This window comes from Kitasatospora sp. GP82, assembly GCF_029892105.1.
GTDB lineage: Bacteria > Actinomycetota > Actinomycetes > Streptomycetales > Streptomycetaceae > Kitasatospora.
Window position 1 is genome coordinate 1 of record NZ_JARZAJ010000002.1, and the last position, 21,223, is coordinate 21,223.

17 protein-coding genes are annotated in these 21,223 nt (G+C 71.6%); 3 read left to right on the forward strand and 14 right to left on the reverse strand.

Features of this window, described 5'->3' with window-relative positions:
* Nucleotides 1-172: 172 nt before the first annotated feature.
* The 3 genes from P3T39_RS01600 to P3T39_RS01610 all read right to left on the reverse strand — a co-directional run bounded on the left by P3T39_RS01600 (nucleotide 173) and on the right by P3T39_RS01610 (nucleotide 2,664).
* Nucleotides 173-466 (reverse strand): 2Fe-2S iron-sulfur cluster-binding protein, encoded by a 294-nt coding sequence (locus P3T39_RS01600; protein ID WP_280695417.1) that lies wholly within the window; start codon nucleotides 464-466, stop codon nucleotides 173-175.
* Nucleotides 467-567: 101 nt separating this feature from the next.
* A complete protein-coding gene (locus P3T39_RS01605) occupies nucleotides 568-1,587 on the reverse strand; it encodes an NAD(P)/FAD-dependent oxidoreductase (protein WP_280695418.1) in 1,020 nt (339 codons plus the stop codon).
* A gap of 144 nt (nucleotides 1,588-1,731) precedes the next feature.
* Nucleotides 1,732-2,664, reverse strand: a complete 933-nt coding sequence (locus P3T39_RS01610; protein ID WP_280695419.1) for a 2-dehydropantoate 2-reductase — start codon at nucleotides 2,662-2,664, stop codon at nucleotides 1,732-1,734.
* An 897-nt stretch (nucleotides 2,665-3,561) separates the two neighbouring features.
* Between P3T39_RS01610 and P3T39_RS01615 the strand changes: the two genes are divergently transcribed.
* Nucleotides 3,562-4,410: a LuxR C-terminal-related transcriptional regulator gene (locus P3T39_RS01615; protein WP_280695420.1), complete on the forward strand. Its 849-nt coding sequence runs from the start codon at nucleotides 3,562-3,564 to the stop codon at nucleotides 4,408-4,410.
* 270 nt (nucleotides 4,411-4,680) lie between these two features.
* On the opposite strand, the gene P3T39_RS01620 is transcribed toward P3T39_RS01615, so the two are convergent.
* On the reverse strand, nucleotides 4,681-5,865 hold the full coding sequence (locus P3T39_RS01620) for a thiolase family protein (protein WP_280695421.1): 1,185 nt from the start codon (nucleotides 5,863-5,865) through the stop codon (nucleotides 4,681-4,683).
* A 123-nt stretch (nucleotides 5,866-5,988) separates the two neighbouring features.
* A complete protein-coding gene (locus tag P3T39_RS01625; RefSeq protein ID WP_280695422.1) occupies nucleotides 5,989-8,952 on the reverse strand; it encodes a LuxR family transcriptional regulator in 2,964 nt (987 codons plus the stop codon).
* 138 nt (nucleotides 8,953-9,090) lie between these two features.
* On the opposite strand from P3T39_RS01625, the gene P3T39_RS01630 reads away from it, so the two are divergent.
* Entirely contained in the window at nucleotides 9,091-9,453 is a 363-nt protein-coding gene (locus tag P3T39_RS01630; RefSeq protein WP_280695423.1) for a nuclear transport factor 2 family protein, read from the forward strand.
* Between the two features lie 123 nt (nucleotides 9,454-9,576).
* Complete coding sequence (locus P3T39_RS01635; RefSeq protein ID WP_280695424.1) at nucleotides 9,577-11,433, forward strand: prolyl oligopeptidase family serine peptidase; 1,857 nt, start codon at nucleotides 9,577-9,579, stop codon at nucleotides 11,431-11,433.
* A gap of 20 nt (nucleotides 11,434-11,453) precedes the next feature.
* Here the strand turns inward: P3T39_RS01635 and P3T39_RS01640 are convergent, their stop codons facing one another.
* The 9 genes from P3T39_RS01640 to P3T39_RS01680 all read right to left on the reverse strand — a co-directional run bounded on the left by P3T39_RS01640 (nucleotide 11,454) and on the right by P3T39_RS01680 (nucleotide 21,217).
* A complete protein-coding gene (locus P3T39_RS01640; protein ID WP_280695425.1) occupies nucleotides 11,454-12,239 on the reverse strand; it encodes an SURF1 family protein in 786 nt (261 codons plus the stop codon).
* Nucleotides 12,240-12,439: 200 nt separating this feature from the next.
* A complete protein-coding gene (locus tag P3T39_RS01645) occupies nucleotides 12,440-13,474 on the reverse strand; it encodes a hypothetical protein (protein ID WP_280695426.1) in 1,035 nt (344 codons plus the stop codon).
* 277 nt (nucleotides 13,475-13,751) lie between these two features.
* Nucleotides 13,752-14,273, reverse strand: a complete 522-nt coding sequence (locus P3T39_RS01650; RefSeq protein ID WP_280695427.1) for a SigE family RNA polymerase sigma factor — start codon at nucleotides 14,271-14,273, stop codon at nucleotides 13,752-13,754.
* Nucleotides 14,274-14,505: 232 nt separating this feature from the next.
* The gene (locus P3T39_RS01655; RefSeq protein ID WP_280695428.1) at nucleotides 14,506-15,558 is read right to left on the reverse strand and encodes an aspartate-semialdehyde dehydrogenase; all 1,053 of its coding nucleotides are present in this window, start codon (nucleotides 15,556-15,558) and stop codon (nucleotides 14,506-14,508) included.
* Entirely contained in the window at nucleotides 15,555-16,835 is a 1,281-nt protein-coding gene (locus P3T39_RS01660) for an aspartate kinase (protein WP_280695429.1), read from the reverse strand. Before P3T39_RS01660 ends, P3T39_RS01655 begins: the two co-directional genes overlap by 4 nt.
* Nucleotides 16,836-17,137: 302 nt before the next feature.
* Nucleotides 17,138-17,812 (reverse strand): DUF5063 domain-containing protein, encoded by a 675-nt coding sequence (locus tag P3T39_RS01665; protein ID WP_280695430.1) that lies wholly within the window; start codon nucleotides 17,810-17,812, stop codon nucleotides 17,138-17,140.
* On the reverse strand, nucleotides 17,805-18,404 hold the full coding sequence (gene recR, locus P3T39_RS01670; RefSeq protein WP_280695431.1) for a recombination mediator RecR: 600 nt from the start codon (nucleotides 18,402-18,404) through the stop codon (nucleotides 17,805-17,807). Before recR ends, P3T39_RS01665 begins: the two co-directional genes overlap by 8 nt.
* Before the next feature lie 179 nt (nucleotides 18,405-18,583).
* Entirely contained in the window at nucleotides 18,584-18,925 is a 342-nt protein-coding gene (locus tag P3T39_RS01675; RefSeq protein ID WP_280695432.1) for a YbaB/EbfC family nucleoid-associated protein, read from the reverse strand.
* A 72-nt stretch (nucleotides 18,926-18,997) separates the two neighbouring features.
* Nucleotides 18,998-21,217, reverse strand: coding sequence for a DNA polymerase III subunit gamma and tau (locus P3T39_RS01680; protein WP_280695433.1), 2,220 nt, complete (start codon nucleotides 21,215-21,217; stop codon nucleotides 18,998-19,000).
* Nucleotides 21,218-21,223 lie beyond the last annotated feature (6 nt).

Below are 21,223 nucleotides of genomic sequence, written 5' to 3' on the forward strand. Positions count from 1 at the left end.
ACCTCACGCAGCTCGGCCGAAGCCGCAGCGTTCAGGAACGGCGTACGGTCCCCATAACCCACATTGCTCACTCGGTTCTGCATGATGCTCCCTTTTCTTGTGAATACGAACAGCCGACCAGGACGACTGGCGGCAGTCGGAGACGAGCCGGCCCCTTGTGGACCGTTTCCGGTCAGTCCGCGGCGCGAACGGTCGCTTCGCCCCACAGACGGCATTGGCAGGCCAGGCGGTAATTGCCGTCGCCCCGGCCGAGGTCTTCCAGGAAATCCAGCTCGTCGAGGTCCTTCTCCCCCAGCGAATCGAGGCCTTCCACGACCTCGACCACGCACGCGCCGCACGCTCCCGAGCGGCACCCGAAGGAAATCAATCGCTGCGGCGTCTCGTACTCGATGTCCGTCAGGGGTGAACCGTTCGGCAGCAGTATCTCGACGCCTTGCGGCAGCACTGTCAGTTTGTTGAAGGCCATCGCTCTAAAAGTCTCCTCTGGGCATGTCGAATTCCTCGCCTTTTCCGGGACGGGTTTTGAATCACCCCGGCCGGGGCGCCTGGCCGACGGCCCTCGTCCGCTCAGGCGGGGACAGCGGTGGGGACGAGCGCGGCGGCGGGGAAAGAGGTGTCGGAGGAGTGTTCCGGGGCGAGGCGCGAGCCGGGTCGCAGCGCCACGGCGGCGTGGTTCACCGCGGTGGCTGCTTCGCCGAAGCCGACGGAGATCAGGGGGACGCGGCCGGTGTAGGCACACCCGTCTCCCACGGCGTACACCTGGGGCAGGTCGGTCCGCATCGCGGCGTCGACCAGGACCTGGCGGTTCTCCAGCTGCACGCCCCAGTCGGCGATGGGGCCGAGGTTGGAGGAGAAGCCGAGCGCGGCGACCAGGCTCTGTGCGGGCAGCATCAGTGAGGTGTCACCGGCCCGCACCTCCACCTGCTCCAGCCGGACCGTGCCGTGACAGGCGGTCACCTGGGCGTCGGTGATGACGCGTACCGGCGCCGCGTACATCTGCTGCACGCTGTGCTCGTGGGCGCGGAACACGGCACGCCGGTGGACGACGGTGACGGACCGGGCGATCGGGACCAGTGCCAGCGCCCAGTCCACGGCGCTGTCCCCGCCGCCCACGATCACCACGTCGCGATCCTGGTGCTCTTCGAGACGGGGGACGTGGTAGGCCACGCCTCTGCCCTCGTACGGCAGTGAACACGGAAGTGTGCGGGGTACGAACCTGCCGAGCCCGGCGGCGATCACGACAGCACCCGCGTGCACCCGGCTTCCGTTGTCCGTGCCGATCGTCCACCCTGCGCCATCGGGTGTCAGGGTCGTCGCGGTCTGCCCGAGCAGGTAGCGCGGGTCGAAGGGCGCTGCCTGCTCGAGCAGGTTGTCGATCAGGTGCCGGCCCTTGACAGCGACGTGGCCGGCCACGTCGTACAGCCGCTTCTCGGGATACAACGCGGCGACCTGGCCGCCCGGTTGGGGCAGTGCGTCGATGACCGCGGTGGACAGGCCCCGGAACCCCGCGTAGTAGGCGCCGTACAGCCCGGCGGGGCCGGCTCCTACGATGGCGATGTCCACAGTGGACTCAGTGGGTCGGGCCACGCCCGTCTCCTTTGCTGTGCTGTCGGTTCCCTGTCTGCCCCGGCGCTGTCGGGAGGGCATGACAGCCTCCGTCAGCGGCGAAAGGCGCTCGGAGCGCTGCCACTGACGACCGCCGGTGCCCGGAGCACCTGCTGGGGTTCGGGTTCAGGAGGTTGTCGCGTCCCGCTGCGCTTCGCGCAGGCTCAACACCTCGTACAGGAAGCTGTTGACCGGGGTCGCTGTCGCGGTGCGGGCGCCGAGGCGCACCACCGCACCGGTCCAGGCCTCCAGCTCGGACGGGTTGCCGGCGCGGATGTCGCGTTGCAGGGAGGAGGTGCCGACGGCGGGCTGCTGGTCGAGGAAGGCCATCGTCGAGGGGACGATGTCGTCCGGCAGACGGATGTCCATGGCCTGTGCCACGCGCTGGATCTCGGTCATGCCGTCGACGAGCATCTGCCGTGTCCCCGGCCGGGAACGCAGCGCGCCGACCGGCGCGTCCGTCACGGCGCCGACTCCGCCGAACGGCACGACGAACAGGAACTTGGCCCACAGTTCGGCCCAGATGTCCTCGGCCACCACCGCGGTCACCGCCGCGTCGTCGAGCGCGGCGCGGAGCTGCTGGACGCGCGCTGTCGCGCTGTTGTCCCACTCCCCGAAGGTCAGCGAGCCCTGCCCGCCGACATGGTGAACCCGGCCAGGCCCGTCCAGGTACGTGATGATCTTCGCGATGCCGGGCACCACCGCATCCCGCCCGACCACCTCGGCGACCTCGGTCGGCGCCTCGACACCGTTCTGCAGGGGCATCACCGCCGTGCCTGACCCCATCAGCGGCTTCAACACCGTGAGCGCGGGTGCCAGTTGCCACGTCTTGACACACAGGAGCACGAAATCGACCTCGCCGATCTCCCGCGTGTCACCGGTCGCGTGCACCGGTGCCACGGAGAAGTCACCGGCGGGGCTCTGAACGGTGAGCCCGTCTCGGCGGAGCGCTTCGAGGTGCGCACCACGTGCGACAAAACTGACGTCGTGCCCGGCGGCGGCGAGACGGCCACCGAAATAGCCGCCGATACCACCGGCACCTATTACTGCAATCCTCACGGTACTTCCTCCGTCTTCCCTGTCGGTCCGGCACGCGACAGCAGCCCGCGCCCACCCTCGTGACGGCAGCTCCTGCCGCCCTCGTAACAGCACCCCGCAGTCCGTGACGGCCCGTGCGAGCCCACGGCCGGGTCTTCGACCGACCTCGTGATCACGCCGGAACACTCCGACCTGACGCACTTTCCGGGCTTGAGCTGTTTCGGTGGGACGCGACTCCAGTGCGCGCACTACTGTGCGATCGAGCCGAGCACAGCCCTCGTGAATCACGGAGTTCTCGTACGGCTACCCGGGGGTCAGGACGATGCGGGAGCGCTTCCCCACTGCGAGTCGGCCAGCACGCGCCCGGTGACTGGGTGGGCGGCCACGGCGCCCGAAGCGCTCCACGCAAAACCGGCCAGGGCCAGGGAGCAGACCGGTACGGCCACGACTGCGGTCAGGCGAGAAAACGTTAACTTACGCATGATCAGTCCCCGTGGGTGAGATTCGGCGGGCGTCTTTCCCGCAACGCCATCCTGCACACGCCCACAGGCTCGCTGCCAGCACGTCCACGTACACGAATATGCGGTGCACTGTTGTGAACCAAGATCGGGACCGTTCGGGATCGGACAAAGAAGGATGATCCGTTCCATTCAGGTCCAAGGCCGTTGCAACCGGCCGATTTTGACCCACAGAACCCGAGGCGAAAGGGCTGCCGTTCCGAAGTCTAGAGACATACGATGCATGATCATGCGCTGCACTCTTGTGAACCAAGAACAAGCCTGCCCAGATACGGACACTCCGGACGACCCCGAGCCCTCCGCGCTGTGCGAACGAGCGCTGCAGGTCTACCGAACTGCGGTAGCCGTACAGAGCATCCCCCGCTCCGAGACGCCCGACTGTCTGATCGCCCTGGGCCTTATGTCGGAGCTTCCGAACCGGCCCGGCCTCGCTTATCCGGTGCCGCCCTCCACCGCGTCGGGCTTTGTCCTCCGCCCGCTGGAGAAACGCATCGCGGCATACGAGGAGGAGGCCCAGTCCACCCGGGCCACCTTCGCCGCACTCGAGACCGTCTACACGGAGGCCAGGCGGCGTGAGAAACCCGGATACTCCCTGCTGCGGGGCGCCTCGACCATCAGTGACGTGCTCGCCGCAGCCGTCGACGCCTGCCGCACCGAGCTCCTCACCGCCCAGCCCGGCGGGAGCAGGTCCCCGGAGCTCCTGGAGCGGGCACTGGAGCGGGAGCTCCCCCGCCTGCGGGCAGGCATCAGCCAACGGACCCTCTACCAGCACGCGGTGCGCTTCGACCCGCCCACCGTGGCCTACATAGAGCAGATAACCGGCGCCGGCGCCCACGTGCGGACGGCGGCCGAGATCTTCGAGCGGCTCATCATCATCGACCGGGAGGTCGCCTACATCCCCGTCCAGGACGAGCGGAGCAGCACCGCCCTGGAGATCAGGCAGCCCGGAATCGTGCGCTACCTGGTCCAGGTCTTCGACCACCTGTGGGAGCATGCCGTGGCCATGAACGGATCCCTCCGCAGAAGCGCCCCGATCACCTGCGACGTCCAGCGCACGATCCTCCGTGCGGTCGTCTCCGGGGAGACGGACGAGAGCATCGCGCGGCGCATCGGCATGAGCCGGCGCAGCGTCGCCGAGCACGTACGCAAGGCCTCCGAGCAGCTCGGCAGCAACAGCCGGGCGCAGCTCGGCTATCTCATCGCCACAACCGGCTTACTCGACGCTCCGGCGCGCCGGAGCACCCCTTGAATGCCAGACCGGGCGGCGTTGCTTGAACGACCGGCGCGCCGGTAGTCCTGGACGACGCGGCCCTGGGTTCAAGTCACCCTGCCCGAAGCAGATCAGAGGCTCTGTCGGAGAGATCCGGCAGAGCCTCTGACGTCCTGCGGCCGGCGTCACCCCGCAGGCGCCGGACCTCGCCCGACAAGGACCTGGGGACGATCGAGAGCGAGGAGCTCCCCAAGAGCCCGAGCTGACCGCCCCGGGAGCAGGCGGAGGGCTACGCGCCGGCCGTCACGGTCATCGGACGGCCTCCAGGATGGTGGCGTTCGCCAGCCCGCCGGCCTCGCACATGGTCTGCAGGGCGTAACGGGCGCCGCGCTGCTCCATCGCGTTCACCAGGGTGGCCATCAGGCGGGTGCCGCTGGCGCCCAGGGGGTGGCCGAGAGCGATCGCGCCACCGTTCACATTGACCTTGCCCCAGTCCGCGCCGGTCTCCTGCTGCCAGGCCAGCACCACGCTCGCAAAAGCCTCGTTGACCTCGAAGAGGTCGATGTCCGCCAGTTGAAGCCCTGCTCGTCGCAGCACCTTCTCGGTGGCCGGCACCACCCCGGTGAGCATCAGTACGGGGTCGGATCCGGTGACGGCGAAGCTGTGCAGCCGGGCCCTGGGGCGCAGGCCGAGCCGGGCGGCGTGCTCGCTGGTGGTGATCAGGACGGCGGAGGCGCCGTCGTTGGTCGGGCTGCTGTTTCCCGCGGTGACGGACCAGTTGATCTGCGGGAAGCGCTCGGCATACGACGGGTCCACGAAGGACGGGCGCAGCCCGGCGAGCACTTCGGGCGTGGTGCCGGGGCGTACGGACTCGTCGGTGGCGACCGTCCCCGCCTCGGTCACGATCGGGGCGAGCTCGGCTGCGAAGCGGCCTTCGGCGTGCGCGCGGGCCGCCTTGCGGTGCGATTCGACGGCGAAGGCGTCGAGCTGCTCGCGGGTCAACGACCATTTGGCGGCGATGAGTTCGGCGCTGATGCCCTGCGAGATAAGCCCGTCCGGGTAGCGGGCGGCGACGCCCGGCCCGAAGGGGTCCGCGCCCGGCGGAACGTTGGACCACATCGGCACCCGGCTCATCGACTCCACTCCGCAGGCCACCACCAGGTCGTACGCCCCCGCGATCACGCCCTGGGCGGCGAAGTGCACGGCCTGCTGGGACGAGCCGCACTGCCGGTCCACCGTGGTGGCCGGGACGCTCTCCGGGAAACCGGCCGAGAGCAGGGCGTACCGGGTGGTGTTCATGGCCTGCTCGCCGACCTGGTCGACGCAGCCGCCGATGACGTCGTCGACGTGTGCGGGGTCGATGCCGGTCCGGTCGACCAGGGTGCGCAGGGTATGGGCGAGCAGCTGCACCGGATGGACTCCGGACAGCGCCCCGCCGGGCTTGCCCTTGCCGATGGGAGTGCGAACGGCTTCCACGATCACGGCGTCACGCATCAGGACCGCCTCCATGCAGCGGATCGGATGTTACGAGCAAGTAGGTTTGAAAACTGAACTCACTATACCGCCAGGGTTTGGAAAACAAACCCAACCGGCCAGGCCCTTCGCCCCGGCGCCCGTTCAGCGGACGTCCAGCACACCGTCCAGGTCGCCGAGCTCGGAACGCGAGGCCACCCCGAGCTTCGGATACGCCTTGTAGAGGTGGTGGCCGACCGTGCGCGGGCTGAGGAAGAGCTGAGCCGCGATGTCCCGATTGGTGAGGCCCTGGGCGGCGAGGCGGACGATCTGGAGCTCCTGCGGGGTGAGGGTCGCAAGAGGCCCGGCCACCGGACCGGCGGGGGCGGTGGAGCCGGTGGCGGTGAGCTCGGTACGGGCGCGGTCCGCCCAGGGGGTGGCGCCGAGCCGGTCGAAGATCTCCAGGGCGGCGGCGAGCCGGGAACGGGCTTCGGTCCGTCGCCGCTCACGGCGCAGCCACTCGCCGAACAGAAGTGCGGTACGGGCCTGTTCGAAGGGACGGTGGTCCCGCTGATGCAGATCGAGCGCGGACCGGTACGCCCACTCCGCCAACTCGTCGGGGCCGAGCAGCGCTTGGCAGCGCAGCACCAGCGACTGCGCCCAGGGCTGACCGGCAACGGCGGCCCAGCGCGCGAAACGCTCGTACGCCTCGGCCGCACGCTCCGGCTCGCCCAGCCGGACCGCCGCCTCGACCAGGTCGGGCACGGCCCGGGTGGCGGAGACATGGTGTCGGTACGGGCCGCCGGTGAGCCGCTCCAGCCGGTCGGCGGCGAGTCCCGCCCTGCCCTGCCCCAGATCGGACATGGCCAGCGCCCACTGCGCCCACGGATGACCGGCCGCCGGGGCGGCGCCGGGGCCGTCCAGCGCGGCCGCGGCCGACTCCGCACAGGACTCCGCGGCGCCGGCGAGCGCGGCCGAGTAGGCCAGCAGACTCTGCAGTTGACTGATCCACTGCCGCTGCCCGGTGTCACGGGCCAGGTCCAGGGCCTCGGTGGCCGTGACCTCGGCGTCCCGGTGCCGGCCGTGGAAGAGCTCGGCCTCCGCGAGGAAGTACAGCAGGGTCGGCAGGGGGCCGACGGCACCCTCGGCACGTGCCTCGGCGACCAGTTCGGCGGCGAGAGCGTACGTCTCCTCGTCCCGCCCGAGGATCAGGGTGGCCCCACAGACCTGAACCAGGTCGCGGACGGCGTCCACGCCCGCGCGGCGGGCCGCGGCGACGGTCTCGCGGACCGGCGGCAGAACCGGAGCCGGACGGCCGATCATCGGCAGCGCGGCGGCGAGCAGGTAGTGCGCCAACGGGGCGGCCGGGTCGTCCTTCGGCAGCTCCAGTGCGGACAACCGGTCGAGTACGGCCGCCAGTTGCTCCTCCCCCAGGTACCAGGCGGCATGGAAGGCCTGGAAGAGCATCCGGGCGGCGTGCGGCGCCTCGACCTCGGAAGCGGCCGCCTCCAGCAACAGCTCGTACGCCGCCGGGTACTCCCCGCGCCAGAACTGGGCGGTGGCCCGGACGTGATCCAGCAGCGCGATCACCCGGGGGTACCCCGGACCGGCGGCTCGGGACACATCGCCGGTACGCGCCAGCGCGCGCTCGGCCAGTTCGGCCGCCCGTTCCAACTCCCCCGCATCGGTGGCCGATTCGGCGGCCAGGACGAGGCGCCGGGTGGCGGCGGACCGGTCCGGGGTGAGCCGGGCGGCCCGTTCGTACGCCGAAGCCGCACCGCTGGGGCCGCCCCGGGCCCCGGACCGTACGGCCGTACGCTCCAGTGCGTCGGCGAGCTCGGCGTCGGGGCCGGTGGCGGCGAGGGCGAGATGCCAGGTTCTGCGGTCGCCGTCGCCCAGGGCCTCGCCGATAGCGCGATGTGCGGCCAACCGCTGCGGCAGCGGCGCTCGTTGGAGAACTGCGGCGCGCAGCAGCGGATGCCGGAAGGCCAGCCGCTCGTCCGCCGAGAGCCGGACCAGGCCGAGCCGTTCGGCCGGAGGCACACTGTCGGGGCCCGCCCCGAGGGCGGCTGCGGCGGGCAGTACGACCCGGAGGTCGCCGGTCTCCTCGGCCGCGGCCACCAGCAACAGGGTCTGGGTGGCGCCGGGCAGCCTGGAGACCTGTCCGTGGAAGGCGAGTTGGAGACGGCTGGTGAGCGGTACTCCGCCCACCGTGCCGGGCCGCTCGTCGGCGAGTGCGGCGGGCAGTTCGGTGAGCGCCAGCGGATTGCCGTGCGCCTCGGCCAGAACCCTTCGGTGAACGGCGGCGCTCCGGGCGGGATCCGCATCCCGAGGGCGCGCCGTCGGCAGCTCGGCGAGCAGAGCGGAGGCGGCGGACGGAGACAGCTTTCCGAGCGGCAGTTCGGCCAACCCCGGCGTCGGAAAGGCTCCTTCACCGTCGCGGGCCGCGAAGAGCAGGACCACACCCTCGGTACGCAGACGCCGGGCGGCGAGCAGCAGTGCCTCCGCCGAGGAGTGGTCGAGCCACTGGGCATCGTCGATCAGGCAGAGCAGCGGGCCCTCGGTGGCGAGTTCGGCGAGCAGAGCGAGGGTGGCAAGTCCCGTCAGCAGCCGGTCGGTTGGACGGATCGCTGGCCCGGCGGCCACCGAGGCGGAGGAGGCGGGCCCGCTCGCGGAGCCGGTGGCCCCGGACGCGGGACCGGGGCTCTCCTCGGTCAACCCGAACGCGGCTTCCAGTGCCCGGCGCTGCGGCGCGGGCAGGGCGGGCAGCCGGTCGAGCCCGGGAGCGAGCAGCAGGCTGAGTCCGGCGAACGGCAGGTCCGCCTCGCACTCGATCCCGGTGGCCCGGATCACCCGGAACGGCAACGGCGCAGGGGCCCCCGAGCCCGCACCGCTCGCCCGGTCCGGATCGGCCGCCGCACCCGAGGAGCCCACCGCAGCCCCGGCATCCGCCGGACATGAACCCGCTCCCCGCGAGAGAGCCGGCGCCGCCGACTCCGCATAGTCCAGCAATGCGCTCTTGCCGATGCCCGGTTCACCGCGCAGCACCAGCGCCCCGCTGCGGCCCGCCCTCGCCCCGTCGAGCAGCCGGTCGATGACCGCCTGCTCCTCCGCCCTCCCGTACAGCATGACCTGCACCCTACCTACGCCCCGCGGGCACGCTCGGCCGCGGTGACCTATGGCCGACTGATTCGGCACCGTGCCACTGCGCCATACCTTCGTCTCATCGGCGGAACACCCGCCCGAGAGAAGCGAAGGAGCAGGACCATGAGCGACCTCCAGCAGCTGGCCGAGCGCTACATCGCCGCCTGGAACGAGACCGACCAGCCTGCCCGCCGCAAGCTGATCGACGAGCTGTGGGCCGAGGACGGCCGCTACACCGACCCGCTGGTGGACGTCCAGGGCCGGGAGGCGATCGACGCGACCATCGGTGCGGTGCAGGCGCAGTTCCCCGGCCTGGTGTTCAGCCTCGGCCCGGTGGACGCGCACCACCACCTGGCCCGCTTCACCTGGGACCTCGGCCCGGCCGGCGGCGAGGCCCTGGTGGTCGGCTTCGACGCCGTGGCCGTGGACGAGGACGGCCGGATCACCTCGGTGCTCGGCTTCCTCGACAAGGTGCCGACCGCCTGACCATGCCCCCATGGCCCCATGCCCCCCTGCCCGCCGCCCCGCCGGACAGCGGGCAGGGCGGAGGCGGGCAGGGCCACTCCCGCAGCATTCCGCTCCGCGCCCGACATGAGGTTGGATGGGGAGATGAGCGAGGAGCAGAGCGCAGTACCGGCGTGGGAGCAGCGCTTCCGGGCAGCGCGGGTCACGCTGCCGGAGTGGGCCGATGATGCCGCTGAACGGGCCCTGTACGTGTCCAACACCACCGGCACGTTCGAGGTCTACGCCTGGGACCGGTCCACCGACCACCACCGGCAGGTCACCGACCGCCCGAACGGGACCACGGACGCCGAGCTGAGCCCGGACGGCGAGTGGATCTGGTGGTTCGACGACACCGACGGCGACGAGTTCGGCATCTGGCGCCGCCAGCCGTTCACCGGCCGCCCCGCCGATGGCTCCGCCGGGAGCCCGGGCGAAGGGTCCGCCGGTCTCGACGAGGAGGCAGTCCCCGGCGTGCCCGCCGCGTACTCGGCCGGTCTGGCGATCGGCCGTGACGGCACGGTGGCGGTCGGCACCTCCACGGACGACGACGGCACCACCGTCTACCTGCGCCGCCCCGGCGCCACCACCGTCGAGACGCTCTACCACCACGCCGAGTACGGCGGCATCGGCGACCTCTCCTACGACTCCGCGCTGCTGGCCGTCGAGCACACCGAGCACGGCGACGCGATGCACTCGGCGATCCGGGTGGTCCGCAGCTCCGACGGCTCCACCGTCGCCGAGCTCGACGATGTGACGGGCCGTCAGAATCCCTGCGGGGTGGCCTGCCTGGGCTTCGCCCCGGTCGACGGTGACACCCGGCTCCTGGTCGCCCACCAGCGGCGCGGCCGCTGGGAGCCGATGCTCTGGGACGTCGCGACCGGTATCGAGACCGAGCTGCTGCTCCGCGACGACCAGGGCCGGGAGTTCCCCGGCGACCTCTCCGCACAGTGGCGTCCCGAGGCGCGGGCGCTGCTGGTCGAGCACGAGTACGAGGCGCGCAGCGAGCTGTTCTCGTACGACCTGGAGAAGGGCGAACTGGTCCGCCTGGACACCCCGCGCGGCACCGTGGCGGGTGCGACCGCCCGTCCGGACGGGACGGTCGAGTTCCTGTGGTCCTCCGCCGCCGAGCCCTCCGCCGTGCGGTCCACCGCCGGGACGGTCGTGCTGCGCGCGGCCGGACCGGTGCCGCCCGGCTCGGTGCCGGTCGAGGACGTCTGGGTCGAGGGGCCCGGCGGACGGGTGCACGCACTGGTCCAACGCCCGGCCGGGGAAGGCCCGTTCCCGACCGTCTTCGAGGTCCACGGCGGCCCGACCCACCACGACAGCGACTCCTTCGCGGCCGGTCCGGCCGCCTGGCTGGATCACGGTTTCGCCGTCGTCCGGGTCAACTACCGCGGCTCCACGGGCTACGGCCAGGCGTGGACGGACGCACTGCGGCTGCGAGTGGGCCTGATCGAGCTGGAGGACATCGGCGCGGTCCGCGACTGGGCGGTGGAGTCCCAACTCGCCGATCCGGCGAAGCTGGTGCTCTCCGGCGGCTCCTGGGGCGGCTACCTGACCCTGCTCGGGCTCGGCACCCAGCCGGACAGCTGGACGCTCGGCCTGGCCGCCGTCCCGGTCGCCGACTACCTGACCGCGTACGCGGACGAGATGGAGGCGCTCAAGTCGCTGGACCGGACGCTCTTCGGCGGCACCCCCGACGAGGTCCCGGACCGCTGGCACGCCTCCTCCCCGCTCACCTACGTCGAGCAGGTCGAGGCACCGGTCTACATCAGCGCCGGGGTCAACGACCCTCGCTGCCCGATCCGCCAGATCGACAACTACGTGGCGCGGCTGGAGCAGCTCGGCAAGGTGCACGAGGTGTACCGCTACGACGCGGGGCACGGCTCCCTGGTGGTCGAGGAGCGGATCAAGCAGCTCCGGCTGGAGATCGACTTCGCCCTTCGGCACCTCGGCGGCTGAGCACTTCGAGCGGAGGCCGCTCAGTCCAGGGCCGGGTCCAGTCCAAGGGCCCGGTCCTGGAGCATCTCGGCCTCGCGGCGCACCAGGCGGAACCACATGAAGACCACGAAGCCCGCGAAGACGAACCACTCCAACGTGTAGCCGAGGTTCTGGAAGGCCCGCAGGCTGAGCCCGTCGCCGCCCTGCGGCTGGACGGTCGGCACGGCGGTGAGCCCGCTCGGCGCGGCGTCGGCGGCCACCCAACCGTCGTACGAGCGGTACGGCAGCACGTTGACCAGGGTTGCCGGGCTGATCGTGCCCAGCTGGCCGGACGGGAGCCCACCGGCCACCGCTCCGCCGCTGCCGCTGCTCTCCGGCGCCTGGAGCCGCCCGGCGACGGTGACCTGCCCGGACGGCGCCGCAGGAAGCTGGACCGACGCGTCCGGCGAGCCCGGCACCCAGCCGCGGACGATGGCCGCGGCGGGGCCGTCGGCGGTGCGCAACGGGGTGAGGACGTAGTACCCGTTCCTGCCGTCCACCGTGCGGTTGGGGACCAGCAGCTGGTGGGCGGGGTCGTAGCTGCCGGTGACGATGACCTCGCGGCCGACCGTGTCGGTACCGACCTGGTCCGCACCGCCGTGCAGTACGGAGGCCAGTGGGGCCGCCGTACCGGGGGCCTTCGCCGAGCTGCCGCCGTCCTTGTGGGTGGAGGCCCGGTCCTCGAAGCGGCCGAGCTGCCAGGAGCCGAGCCAGAGACAGACCGCGATGGCGACCAGGGCCACGACGGTGCCGCCCAGCCAGCGCGAAGTCAGGAGAAACCGGTACACGTCCCCCACGGTAACCAGTCCTCACACCCGACCGGCCCCCCGGGGTCGACCCGGCCACCCCGCGTCGCCCGGATCCGCCGGCCTCTCACCGGGGTGCGGAGCACCTGCCGGCACCGACTCGGAGTCCTCGCGACGACCGGCCCAGGCTCAAGCCGACCCCGGCACCGACCCGGCGCCGCCCCGGCCACCCTGTGGCCCGCTCACCCGCTGCCCGAAACCGTCGGCGTCCCGCTCGGCTGCGGGGTGGCTGCCGGGACCGCCTCGGGAGCGGCGCGGTAGACCGTGCCGGAGCAGGCGCCGCCCACCTTGGCCGTCGCGGCCGCGGGGTCGCCCGCCTGGGGGGTGTGCGCCAGCGTGATGCTCGCGGGGGCCGCGGGCGACGGAGAGACGCTGGGGCTCGGGCCGGTGCTGGGGGAGGCCGAGGCCGCGGGCGAGGCAGCGGCGTCCGGGGCGGCCGAAGCGGCGGTCTGCGGGGCAGGCGCCCCTGGGCTGGCGCCACCACCGGGGTTCGGGCAGGGTGCGTCCGGAACCCAGCCGAACCGCACCTGGTACCCGGCCTTCGGCGGCAGTACCAGCGGCCCGGCTCCGGCGACCGGGGCCGGCAGTCCGGACGCCGGGTCACCGGCGGTGTGGTCGACCACCTTCACCTTTGCCGGGTCGGTGCCCTCCGTCGCGCTCACCACGACGGCGCCGGGACCGGTCAGCTTGCAGCTGCGCCCGGAGACGTTGAGCACGGTGAACCAGCCGTACACCTTGCCGCTGCCGTCCGCCGTGCCGAGGTGCGAGCTGCCCTCCCCGAGGTCCGTCCTGACGCAGTCCGGCGCCGGCTCGACTCCGACGGGGCTGCCCACCGCCCCGGGAGAGGGGCTGGCGGCCGCGGAGCTGACCTCGGTGCCGGGCACGGCGCTGCCGGACCGGTCGGCGGAGCTGACCGGCCTTGGCAGGTGCGACCTGCCGGGAACGGTGTCCTCGGACGGCATGTCCGGGCTGTGGTGTTCGGCGTCGGCGATGGTCCGGCCGGCGGCGGGGCCTTCGGCGAGGTCGAGGTTCTGGACGCCCTTGATGGTCGGTACCGCCGCGGCGACGAGCAGCACCGCCGCGGCGGTACCGGTCCACACGTTGCGGTGCCTGGCGCGGCGACGCGGAACCGCCCGCCGGATACGCAGCAGCGCAGCCGGATCGGGCTGCACCCGGTCGACGGACTGGTGGAACCTCATCCGGAGCTGCTGCTCCATCAACTCCCCGGCCGGTTGGCCCGATTCCCGACCGGAATCGGCCGAATTCCGCCCTGCCCCGGGCAGTTCACGACCACAGTCGGTCAACTCCGAGTCACAGTTGGTCATTCCTCGGCCCTGGTCGGCCGACGCCCGCTCGCAGCCCCCGGGGACCGCCGGGATCCCGGGCTTGCCGTGGTCCGCCGAGTCGCACCGACCGTCCGTCAGCCCGTCCTGATCCGGCTCCTGCTGCCCCGGCGGCCGGCCGGCCCTCCCCCGCCGCTCCGGGCTCTGATCGTCAGTCATCCTCGGCCTCCATCAGGACCCGCAGGGCGGCCAGGCCGCGCGAGCCGTACGCCTTCACCGAGCCGAGGGAGATCCCCAGCACGTCGGCGACCTGCGCCTCCGTCATGTCCGCGTAGTAGCGCAGTACGAGCACCTCCCGCTGACGGCGTTGCAACCCCCGTAGCGCGGACTTCAGCTGATCGCGCTCCAGCGCATCGTAAGCGCCTTCTTCTGCACTGGCCATGTCAGGCATCGGCTTCGGCAGCAACCGCAGGCCGAGGATGCGTCGGCGCAGGGTGGAGCGGGAGAGGTTGACCACCGTCTGCCTGAGGTAGGCGAGGGTCTTCTCCGGTTCGCGGACCCGGCGCCGGGCGGCGTGCACCCGGATGAACGCCTCCTGGACTACGTCCTCACAGGTCGAGAGGTCGTCAAGAAGCAGAGCAGCCAGGCGCAGCAGGGAACGGTAGTGCGCCTGGTAGGTCTCGGTGAGGTGATCGACGCTGGCTCCCGCCGCGTCCTCTGCGGCCGTGCCCATCCGGCTATCGACCGGCCGCCCCGCTCGCGGTGGCAGAGCCACCACGGGCGCCATGGCCACCGCGGGCACCGCCAGCGCCACGGGAACCGCCCCCATTACGTTCGCCACGCCTGTTGGACACTCGATCCCCTGTCATGGTTGCCCGACCGAAGGCATATTCTCCCGCACACGCAGAATCCCCCTCCAGTGCCCCGGAGGGGGATCCGGACCGTCCGTTTCCGGACAGTGCGTCTCAGGCGGTGAACTCGGCCGCGACCAGCTCGGCGATCTGCGCGGTGTTCAGCGCGGCGCCCTTGCGCAGGTTGTCCCCGCAGAGGAAGAGGTCCAGCGCACTGGGATCGTCCAGCGATCGGCGGACCCGCCCGACCCAGGTCGGATCGGTGCCGACCACGTCGTTCGGGGTCGGGAACTCCCCGGCCGCGGGGTCGTCGTACAGGACGACGCCCGGCGCGTCCCGGAGGATCTCCTGCGCGTGCTCCTGGCTGACCTCGCGTTCGAAGACCGCGTGCACGGCCAGCGCGTGGGTGGTGATCACCGGGATCCGGACGCAGGTCGCGGAGACCTTGAGGTCCGGCAGGCCGAGGATCTTGCGGGACTCGTTGCGGACCTTGAGCTCCTCGGAGGACCAGCCGCCCTCCCCCAGTGAACCGGCCCACGGTATCGCGTTCAGCACCAGCGGCGTCGGGAACGGTCCGTTGTCGGCGATAACCGCGCGCAGGTCACCGGTCTGCTCGCCGACACCCGTGCCCGCCACCTGCTCGATCTGGTCGCGCAGCGCGTCCACGCCGGACTGTCCGGCACCCGAGGCGGCCTGGTACGAGGCCACCACCAGCTCCCTGAGCCCGTACTCGGAGTGCAGCGCGGCAAGGCCGCACATCATGGTGAGCGTGGTGCAGTTGGGGTTGGCGATGATGCCGCGCGGCCGGAGCCTGGCCGCCGCCGCGTTCACCTCGGGGACGACCAGCGGGACGTCCTCGTCCATCCGGAACGCGCCGGAGTTGTCCACCGCGACGACGCCCTTGGCGGCGGCGATCGGCGCCCACTGGGCGGAGACCTCGTCCGGAACGTCGAACATCGCGATGTCGATGCCGTCGAACGCCTCCTCCGAGAGCGCGACGACCTCGACCTCCTCACCGCGCACGGTCAGCCGGCGGCCGGCCGATCGCGGCGAGGCGATCAGCCGGATCTCGCCCCAGACGTCCTCCCGCGCGGAGAGGATGCCCAGCATCACGGTCCCGACGGCACCGGTGGCACCGACAACCGCGAGGTTGGGCTTACGGGTCATCGACCCGTCCCGCCGTAGACCACGGCCTCGTCGGTGGTGCTGTCCAGGCCGAAGGCGCTGTGGACGGCACGTACGGCCTCGCTCACGTCGTCGGCGCGGGTGACCACCGAGATGCGGATCTCGGAGGTGGAGATCAGCTCGATGTTGACCCCGGCCTCGGAGAGCGCCTCGAAGAAGGTCGCGGTGACGCCCGGGTTGGAGCGCATGCCCGCGCCGACCAGCGAGATCTTGCCGATCGCGTCGTCGTAGCGCAGCGACTCGAAGCCGATGCCCTCACGGACCCGGTTCAGCGCGTCGATCGCCCTCTGGCCCTCGGCCTTCGGGCAGGTGAAGGAGATGTCGGTGAGGCCGGTGGACGCGGCGGAGACGTTCTGCACCACCATGTCGATGTTGACCTCGGCGTCCGCGATGGCGCGGAAGATACGGGCCGCCTCGCCCGGCTTGTCCGGCACACCCACGACCGTGACCTTGGCCTCGGACGTGTCATGGGCGACTCCGGAGATGATCGCCTGCTCCATTTCGCCCCCTTCGGGCTTGGTCGGGTTGCTCCCACTCACAATCGTCCCCGGAAGTCCGGAGAACGACGAGCGTACGTGAATCGGGATGTTATAGCGCCGTGCGTACTCGACACACCGGTCGAGCAGCACCTTGGAGCCGGACGAGGCCAGCTCCAGCATGTCCTCGAAGCCGATCCAGTCGATCTTGCGGGCCTTCTTCACCACGCGCGGGTCGGCGGTGAACACCCCGTCCACGTCGGTGTAGATCTCGCAGACCTCGGCGTTCAGGGCCGCCGCGAGGGCGACCGCCGTGGTGTCCGAGCCGCCCCGGCCGAGGGTGGTGATGTCCTTGCTGACCTGGGAGACGCCCTGGAAACCCGCCACGATCGCCACATTGCCCTCGTCCAGGGCGGCGCGGATCCGGCCCGGCGTGACATCGATGATGCGCGCCTTGTTGTGCGTCGAGTCCGTGATGACACCGGCCTGGCTGCCCGTGAAGGACTGGGCGTCGAAGCCCAGCGTTTTGATCGCCATGGCCAGCAGCGCCATGGAGATCCGCTCTCCAGCGGTCAGCAGCATGTCGAACTCGCGGCCGGACGGAATCGGGGTTACCTGTTCCGCGAGTTCGATGAGCTCGTCCGTCGTGTCGCCCATCGCGGACACCACGACGACGACCTCATGGCCGGCCTTCCTGGCATCTACGATTCGGCGGGCAACGCGCTTGATGCCCTCGGCATCCGCAACGGATGAGCCGCCGTACTTCTGCACGACAAGGCCCACGTGCGCTCCTCGACTTGTGTCGTTCAGGGGGACTGGTGGCCCCTTCTGCGGTCCGAGCCAGTCTATCCAGCGGTTTCGGCGCCTCAGCCGCGTTCCGTATGATGAGACGTCGGTATCGAGTGCTGGTCAGCCCGTTTGGGCAGGTCTACGGATCCGCTCCCGGCGGCCCAGAAGAATTGCCGGAACCGCGGCCGATGGGCTCCGAATTTCCCGGCCGAAGAATTTTTGAATTCTTCGTCACAGTCCCGGCCACAGTCGTGGCCCGGCCCCGGCCCCGGCCGCAGTCCCGGCCGGGCGTGAGCTCAGAGCCCCAGTTCGGCCGCCATCAGGTCACCCGCCTGCTGCTCCAGCTGCTCGTCCGTCAGCCCGTCGTCATCCGTGTCCGCGCCGTCCGGCACCGCACCGATCGGGCTGTCCAGCCGGACGTGGGCGACCAGCGACTGCAGCGCCCGCAGCACCGCCGAGCAGGTCGAACCCCAGTTGGACAGGTACGAGAACTGCCACCACCACAGCGCCTCGCTGACCCGCCCCTCGCGGTAGTGGGTCAGACCGTGCCGCAGCTCGCTCACCACACCGGCCAGGTCGTCCGAGATCCGGAAGGCGTTCGGCTTCGTGGGCGGACCGTACGGGTCGAAGACCTCGTGGTAGACGTCGATCGGCGCGAGCAGCTCGGCGAGGCGCTCGCGCAGTTCGACGCCGTCCGGCTCGGGGCCGGTGTCCGGCTCGAAGCGGTCGTCGGGGAGGACGTCCTCGATCGCGCCCAGCCGGCCGCCCGCCAGCAGCAGCTGGGAGACCTCCAGTAGGAGCAGCGAGATCGCGCTGCCTGGCTCGTCGCCCTTGGCGACCTCGGTCACGGCCAGCACGAAGCTCTCGACCGAGTCCGCGATCTGCACCGCGAAGTCGTCCGGCGCCTCGGCCTGGGTGTGTGAGTCGATGGGTGGGTGGGCGTGCGGCTGGTCAGTGGTGTGGTCAGACATCGAGCAGTCGTCTCCCTTCGAAGGCCCGGCCGAGGGTGACCTCGTCGGCGTACTCCAAGTCCCCGCCGACGGGCAGACCGCTCGCCAGCCGGGTCACCTTCAGGCCCATCGGCTTGCACAGCCGGGCCAGGTAGGTGGCGGTCGCCTCCCCCTCCAGGTTGGGGTCGGTGGCCAGGATCAGCTCGGTGACCGTGCCGTCGGCGAGCCGACCGAGCAGCTCGCGGATCCGCAGGTCGTCCGGGCCGACGCCTTCGATCGGGCTGATCGCGCCGCCCAGCACGTGGTAGCGGCCGCGGAACTCCCGGGTGCGTTCGATCGCGACGACGTCCTTGGGCTCCTCGACCACGCAGATCACCGTCAGGTCGCGCCGCGGGTCCAGACAGACCCGGCACCGCTCGGACTCCGCGACATTGCCGCAGACCACGCAGAACCGGACCTTCTCCTTGACCTCCAGCAGCGCGTGCGCCAGACGGCGGACGTCGATCGGGTCGGCCTGAAGGACGTGGAAGGCGATCCGCTGCGCGCTCTTGGGCCCGACGCCGGGCAGCCTGCCCAGTTCGTCGATCAGGTCCTGAACCACGCCCTCGTACACTTCGCGCCTTCCCTCGATCAACTGACGGCTTCCGTTCCGGTGCCATCATCCAACGAATCGGGCGCCGGACACACCGTCCGACGCCCGACTCACCCATAAATCTCACAGCGCGGCTGCGGTTCTGCCACCTGCTCCGCACCGGCCGCCTGCGACAGCGCGCCAGTACCGGAACAGCAGGACTAGAACGGCAGGCCGGGGATACCGCCGCCGCCGAGGCCCTGGGTCAGCGGGCCCATCCGCTCCGCCTGGAGCTTCTGGGCCGCCGCGTTGGCGTCCCGCACGGCCGCCAGCACCAGGTCGGCAAGGGTCTCGGTGTCCTCCGGGTCCACCGCGGCGGGCGCGATGGTCAGCGCCACCAGCTCACCGGCACCCGTGACCGTCGCCTCGACCAGGCCGCCGCCGGCCGTACCGCTGACCTTCGTCTCGGCCAGCTCCCGCTGCGCCTTGCCGAGCTCCTCCTGCATCTTCTGCGCCTGCTTGAGCAGCTGCTGCATATTGGGCTGGCCACCACCAGGGAACACGGCTCACTCCTGCCTGTGCACGGAAACGTCGCCACGAGCCTACGCGCCACGGCCCGGCGCGCAGGTGCCTCCTCACCTGTTGTGGTGGATCTCCTCCAGGACCGTCGCCCCGAGCTCGCGGATGATCAGATCCTGGCCCGAGTAGACGTCCTCCTTGAGCTCCGGATCGTCGTCCTCGGGGATGTCGTCCTCGGGTGCCACCATCGGCGTCGGCGGGACCTGCGGCCGGGCCGCGGACGACTGCTGCACCTGCGACTGCGGGCGGGGTGCTGCGGGCGCCTGTACGGAGGCCGAGGCGGGCGCCTGTGCCGGGGCGGCCTGGACGGGCGACGCGGGGCCGGACGGCTGAGCGACGGGTGCCGGGGGCCTGGCCGCCTGCGGCGCACCGCCCCAGCCACCGCCACCGCCACCGCCACCGGCCTGCGGAGCGGGAGGCGCGTAGGAGGACCCGCCGCCCCCGGTACCGCCGGCGCCACCGGACGGATCGACGATGCACTCGATCCGCCAGTCCACCCCGAGGGAGTCGGCGAGCGCCTGCCGCAGTACGTCGTCGCTGTTGCTGCTGACGAAGCTGTCCCTGGCGCCCGCGTTGATGAACGAGACCTGGAGCACGCTGCCGTCGAAGCCCGCGACCTGGCCGTTCTGGCTCAGCAGGATCCAGGTGAAGCGGCGTCGGTTCTTCACCGCGTCCAGGATCTGCGGCCAGAGCTGGCGCACCTGCGCCGCGCCCTGCTGCGCTCCCGGCGAGGGCTGGCCGCCCGTCGGCTGCGGCGCAGCCTGCACCGGGGCCGGTGCCGGGACTGGAGCCGGGGTGGGAGCGGGAGCAGGCGGCGCGGGCGTCGGTTCGGGCGCCCCACCGGCGGGAGAGAAGCTGCGCGCGATCGGCCACGCGCCGGGCGCGGGACTCGCCTGTGCGGGCGCGGGCGTCTGCGCGACCGCTGCCGACGGCTGCACTGCGGGCGCGACCGGGGCCTGGGCAGCCGGAGCAGCCACCGCCTCGGCCGCCGCGCCCGGGGGCACCGCCGCTGCGGGCACGGCCGCCGAGGGCACGGCTGCGGTGGGCACGGCCGCAGCCGGCCCGGCTCCCTGCTGCATCGCGGCGAAGCCGCCGACCGGGGCCGCGAGTGCCCCCGCCGCCGCCCGCCGCTCCAGCTTGTCCAGGCGCGCCTGGAGCGACAGCTCGTCGTCGTACGCGCCGGGCAGCATCACCCGCGCACAGATCAGCTCCAGCTGAAGCCGGGGCGCGGCGTTCCCCCGCATCTCGGTCAAGCCGGTGTTGACGATGTCCGCGGCCCGGCTCAGTTCGGCCGCGCCGAACCGGTCGGCCTGCGTCTGCATCACTGCGACCCGGTCGGCGGGCGCGTCGATCAGACCCTTCTCACCCGCATCCGGGACTGTGGCGAGGATCACCAGGTCGCGCAGCCGCTCCAGCAGGTCCGTCACGAAGCGGCGCGGATCGTGCCCGCCCTCGACCACCCGGTCGACGACCTGGAAGACCGTCGCCCCGTCGTGCGCGGCGAAGGCGTCGATCACCTCGTCCAGCAGCGCCGAGTCCGTGTAGCCGAGCAGCGCCGTCGCCATCTGGTACGTGACGCCGTCGTCGCCCGCGCCCGCGAGCAGCTGGTCCATCACCGACATCGAGTCACGCACCGACCCGGCACCGGCCCGCACCACCAGCGGGAAGACCGAGTCCTCGACCTGGATCCCCTCCCGGCCGCACACCTGGGCCAGGTAGTCGCGGAGCGTGCCGGGCGGCACCAGCCGGAACGGATAGTGGTGGGTCCGGGACCGGATCGTCCCGATCACCTTCTCCGGCTCGGTGGTCGCGAAGATGAACTTGAGGTGCTCCGGCGGCTCCTCCACCACCTTCAGCAGCGCGTTGAAGCCGGCCGAGGTCACCATGTGCGCCTCGTCCAGGATGAAGATCTTGTACCGGCTGTGCACCGGCGCGAAGAACGCCCGCTCGCGCAGCTCGCGGGCGTCGTCTACACCACCGTGCGAGGCTGCGTCGATCTCGATCACGTCGATCGAGCCCGGGCCGCCCGTCGCCAGATCCCGGCAGGACTGGCACTCACCGCACGGTGTCGGCGTCGGGCCCTGCTCGCAGTTGAGGCAGCGGGCCAGGATGCGGGCACTCGTCGTCTTCCCGCAGCCGCGCGGGCCACTGAAGAGGTACGCGTGGTTGACCCTGTTGTTGCGCAGGGCCTGCTGGAGCGGAGCGGTCACGTGCTCCTGCCCGATGACCTCCGCGAAGGTCTCGGGGCGGTAGCGGCGGTACAGGGCTAGGGACACGCCACC

Excerpts from the sequence above, each read along its gene's own strand:
- P3T39_RS01600 (WP_280695417.1), bottom strand. The coding sequence starts at position 466 with ATGGCCTTCAACAAACTGACAGTGCTGCCGCAAGGCGTCGAGATACTG.
- P3T39_RS01615 (WP_280695420.1), top strand. The coding sequence starts at position 3,562 with ATGTCGGAGCTTCCGAACCGGCCCGGCCTCGCTTATCCGGTGCCGCCC.
- P3T39_RS01620 (WP_280695421.1), bottom strand. The coding sequence starts at position 5,865 with ATGCGTGACGCCGTGATCGTGGAAGCCGTTCGCACTCCCATCGGCAAG.
- P3T39_RS01625 (WP_280695422.1), bottom strand. The coding sequence starts at position 8,952 with ATGCTGTACGGGAGGGCGGAGGAGCAGGCGGTCATCGACCGGCTGCTC.
- P3T39_RS01630 (WP_280695423.1), top strand. The coding sequence starts at position 9,091 with ATGAGCGACCTCCAGCAGCTGGCCGAGCGCTACATCGCCGCCTGGAAC.
- P3T39_RS01635 (WP_280695424.1), top strand. The coding sequence starts at position 9,577 with ATGAGCGAGGAGCAGAGCGCAGTACCGGCGTGGGAGCAGCGCTTCCGG.
- P3T39_RS01645 (WP_280695426.1), bottom strand. The coding sequence starts at position 13,474 with ATGGAGCAGCAGCTCCGGATGAGGTTCCACCAGTCCGTCGACCGGGTG.
- P3T39_RS01650 (WP_280695427.1), bottom strand. The coding sequence starts at position 14,273 with ATGGGCACGGCCGCAGAGGACGCGGCGGGAGCCAGCGTCGATCACCTC.
- P3T39_RS01655 (WP_280695428.1), bottom strand. The coding sequence starts at position 15,558 with ATGACCCGTAAGCCCAACCTCGCGGTTGTCGGTGCCACCGGTGCCGTC.
- P3T39_RS01665 (WP_280695430.1), bottom strand. The coding sequence starts at position 17,812 with ATGTCTGACCACACCACTGACCAGCCGCACGCCCACCCACCCATCGAC.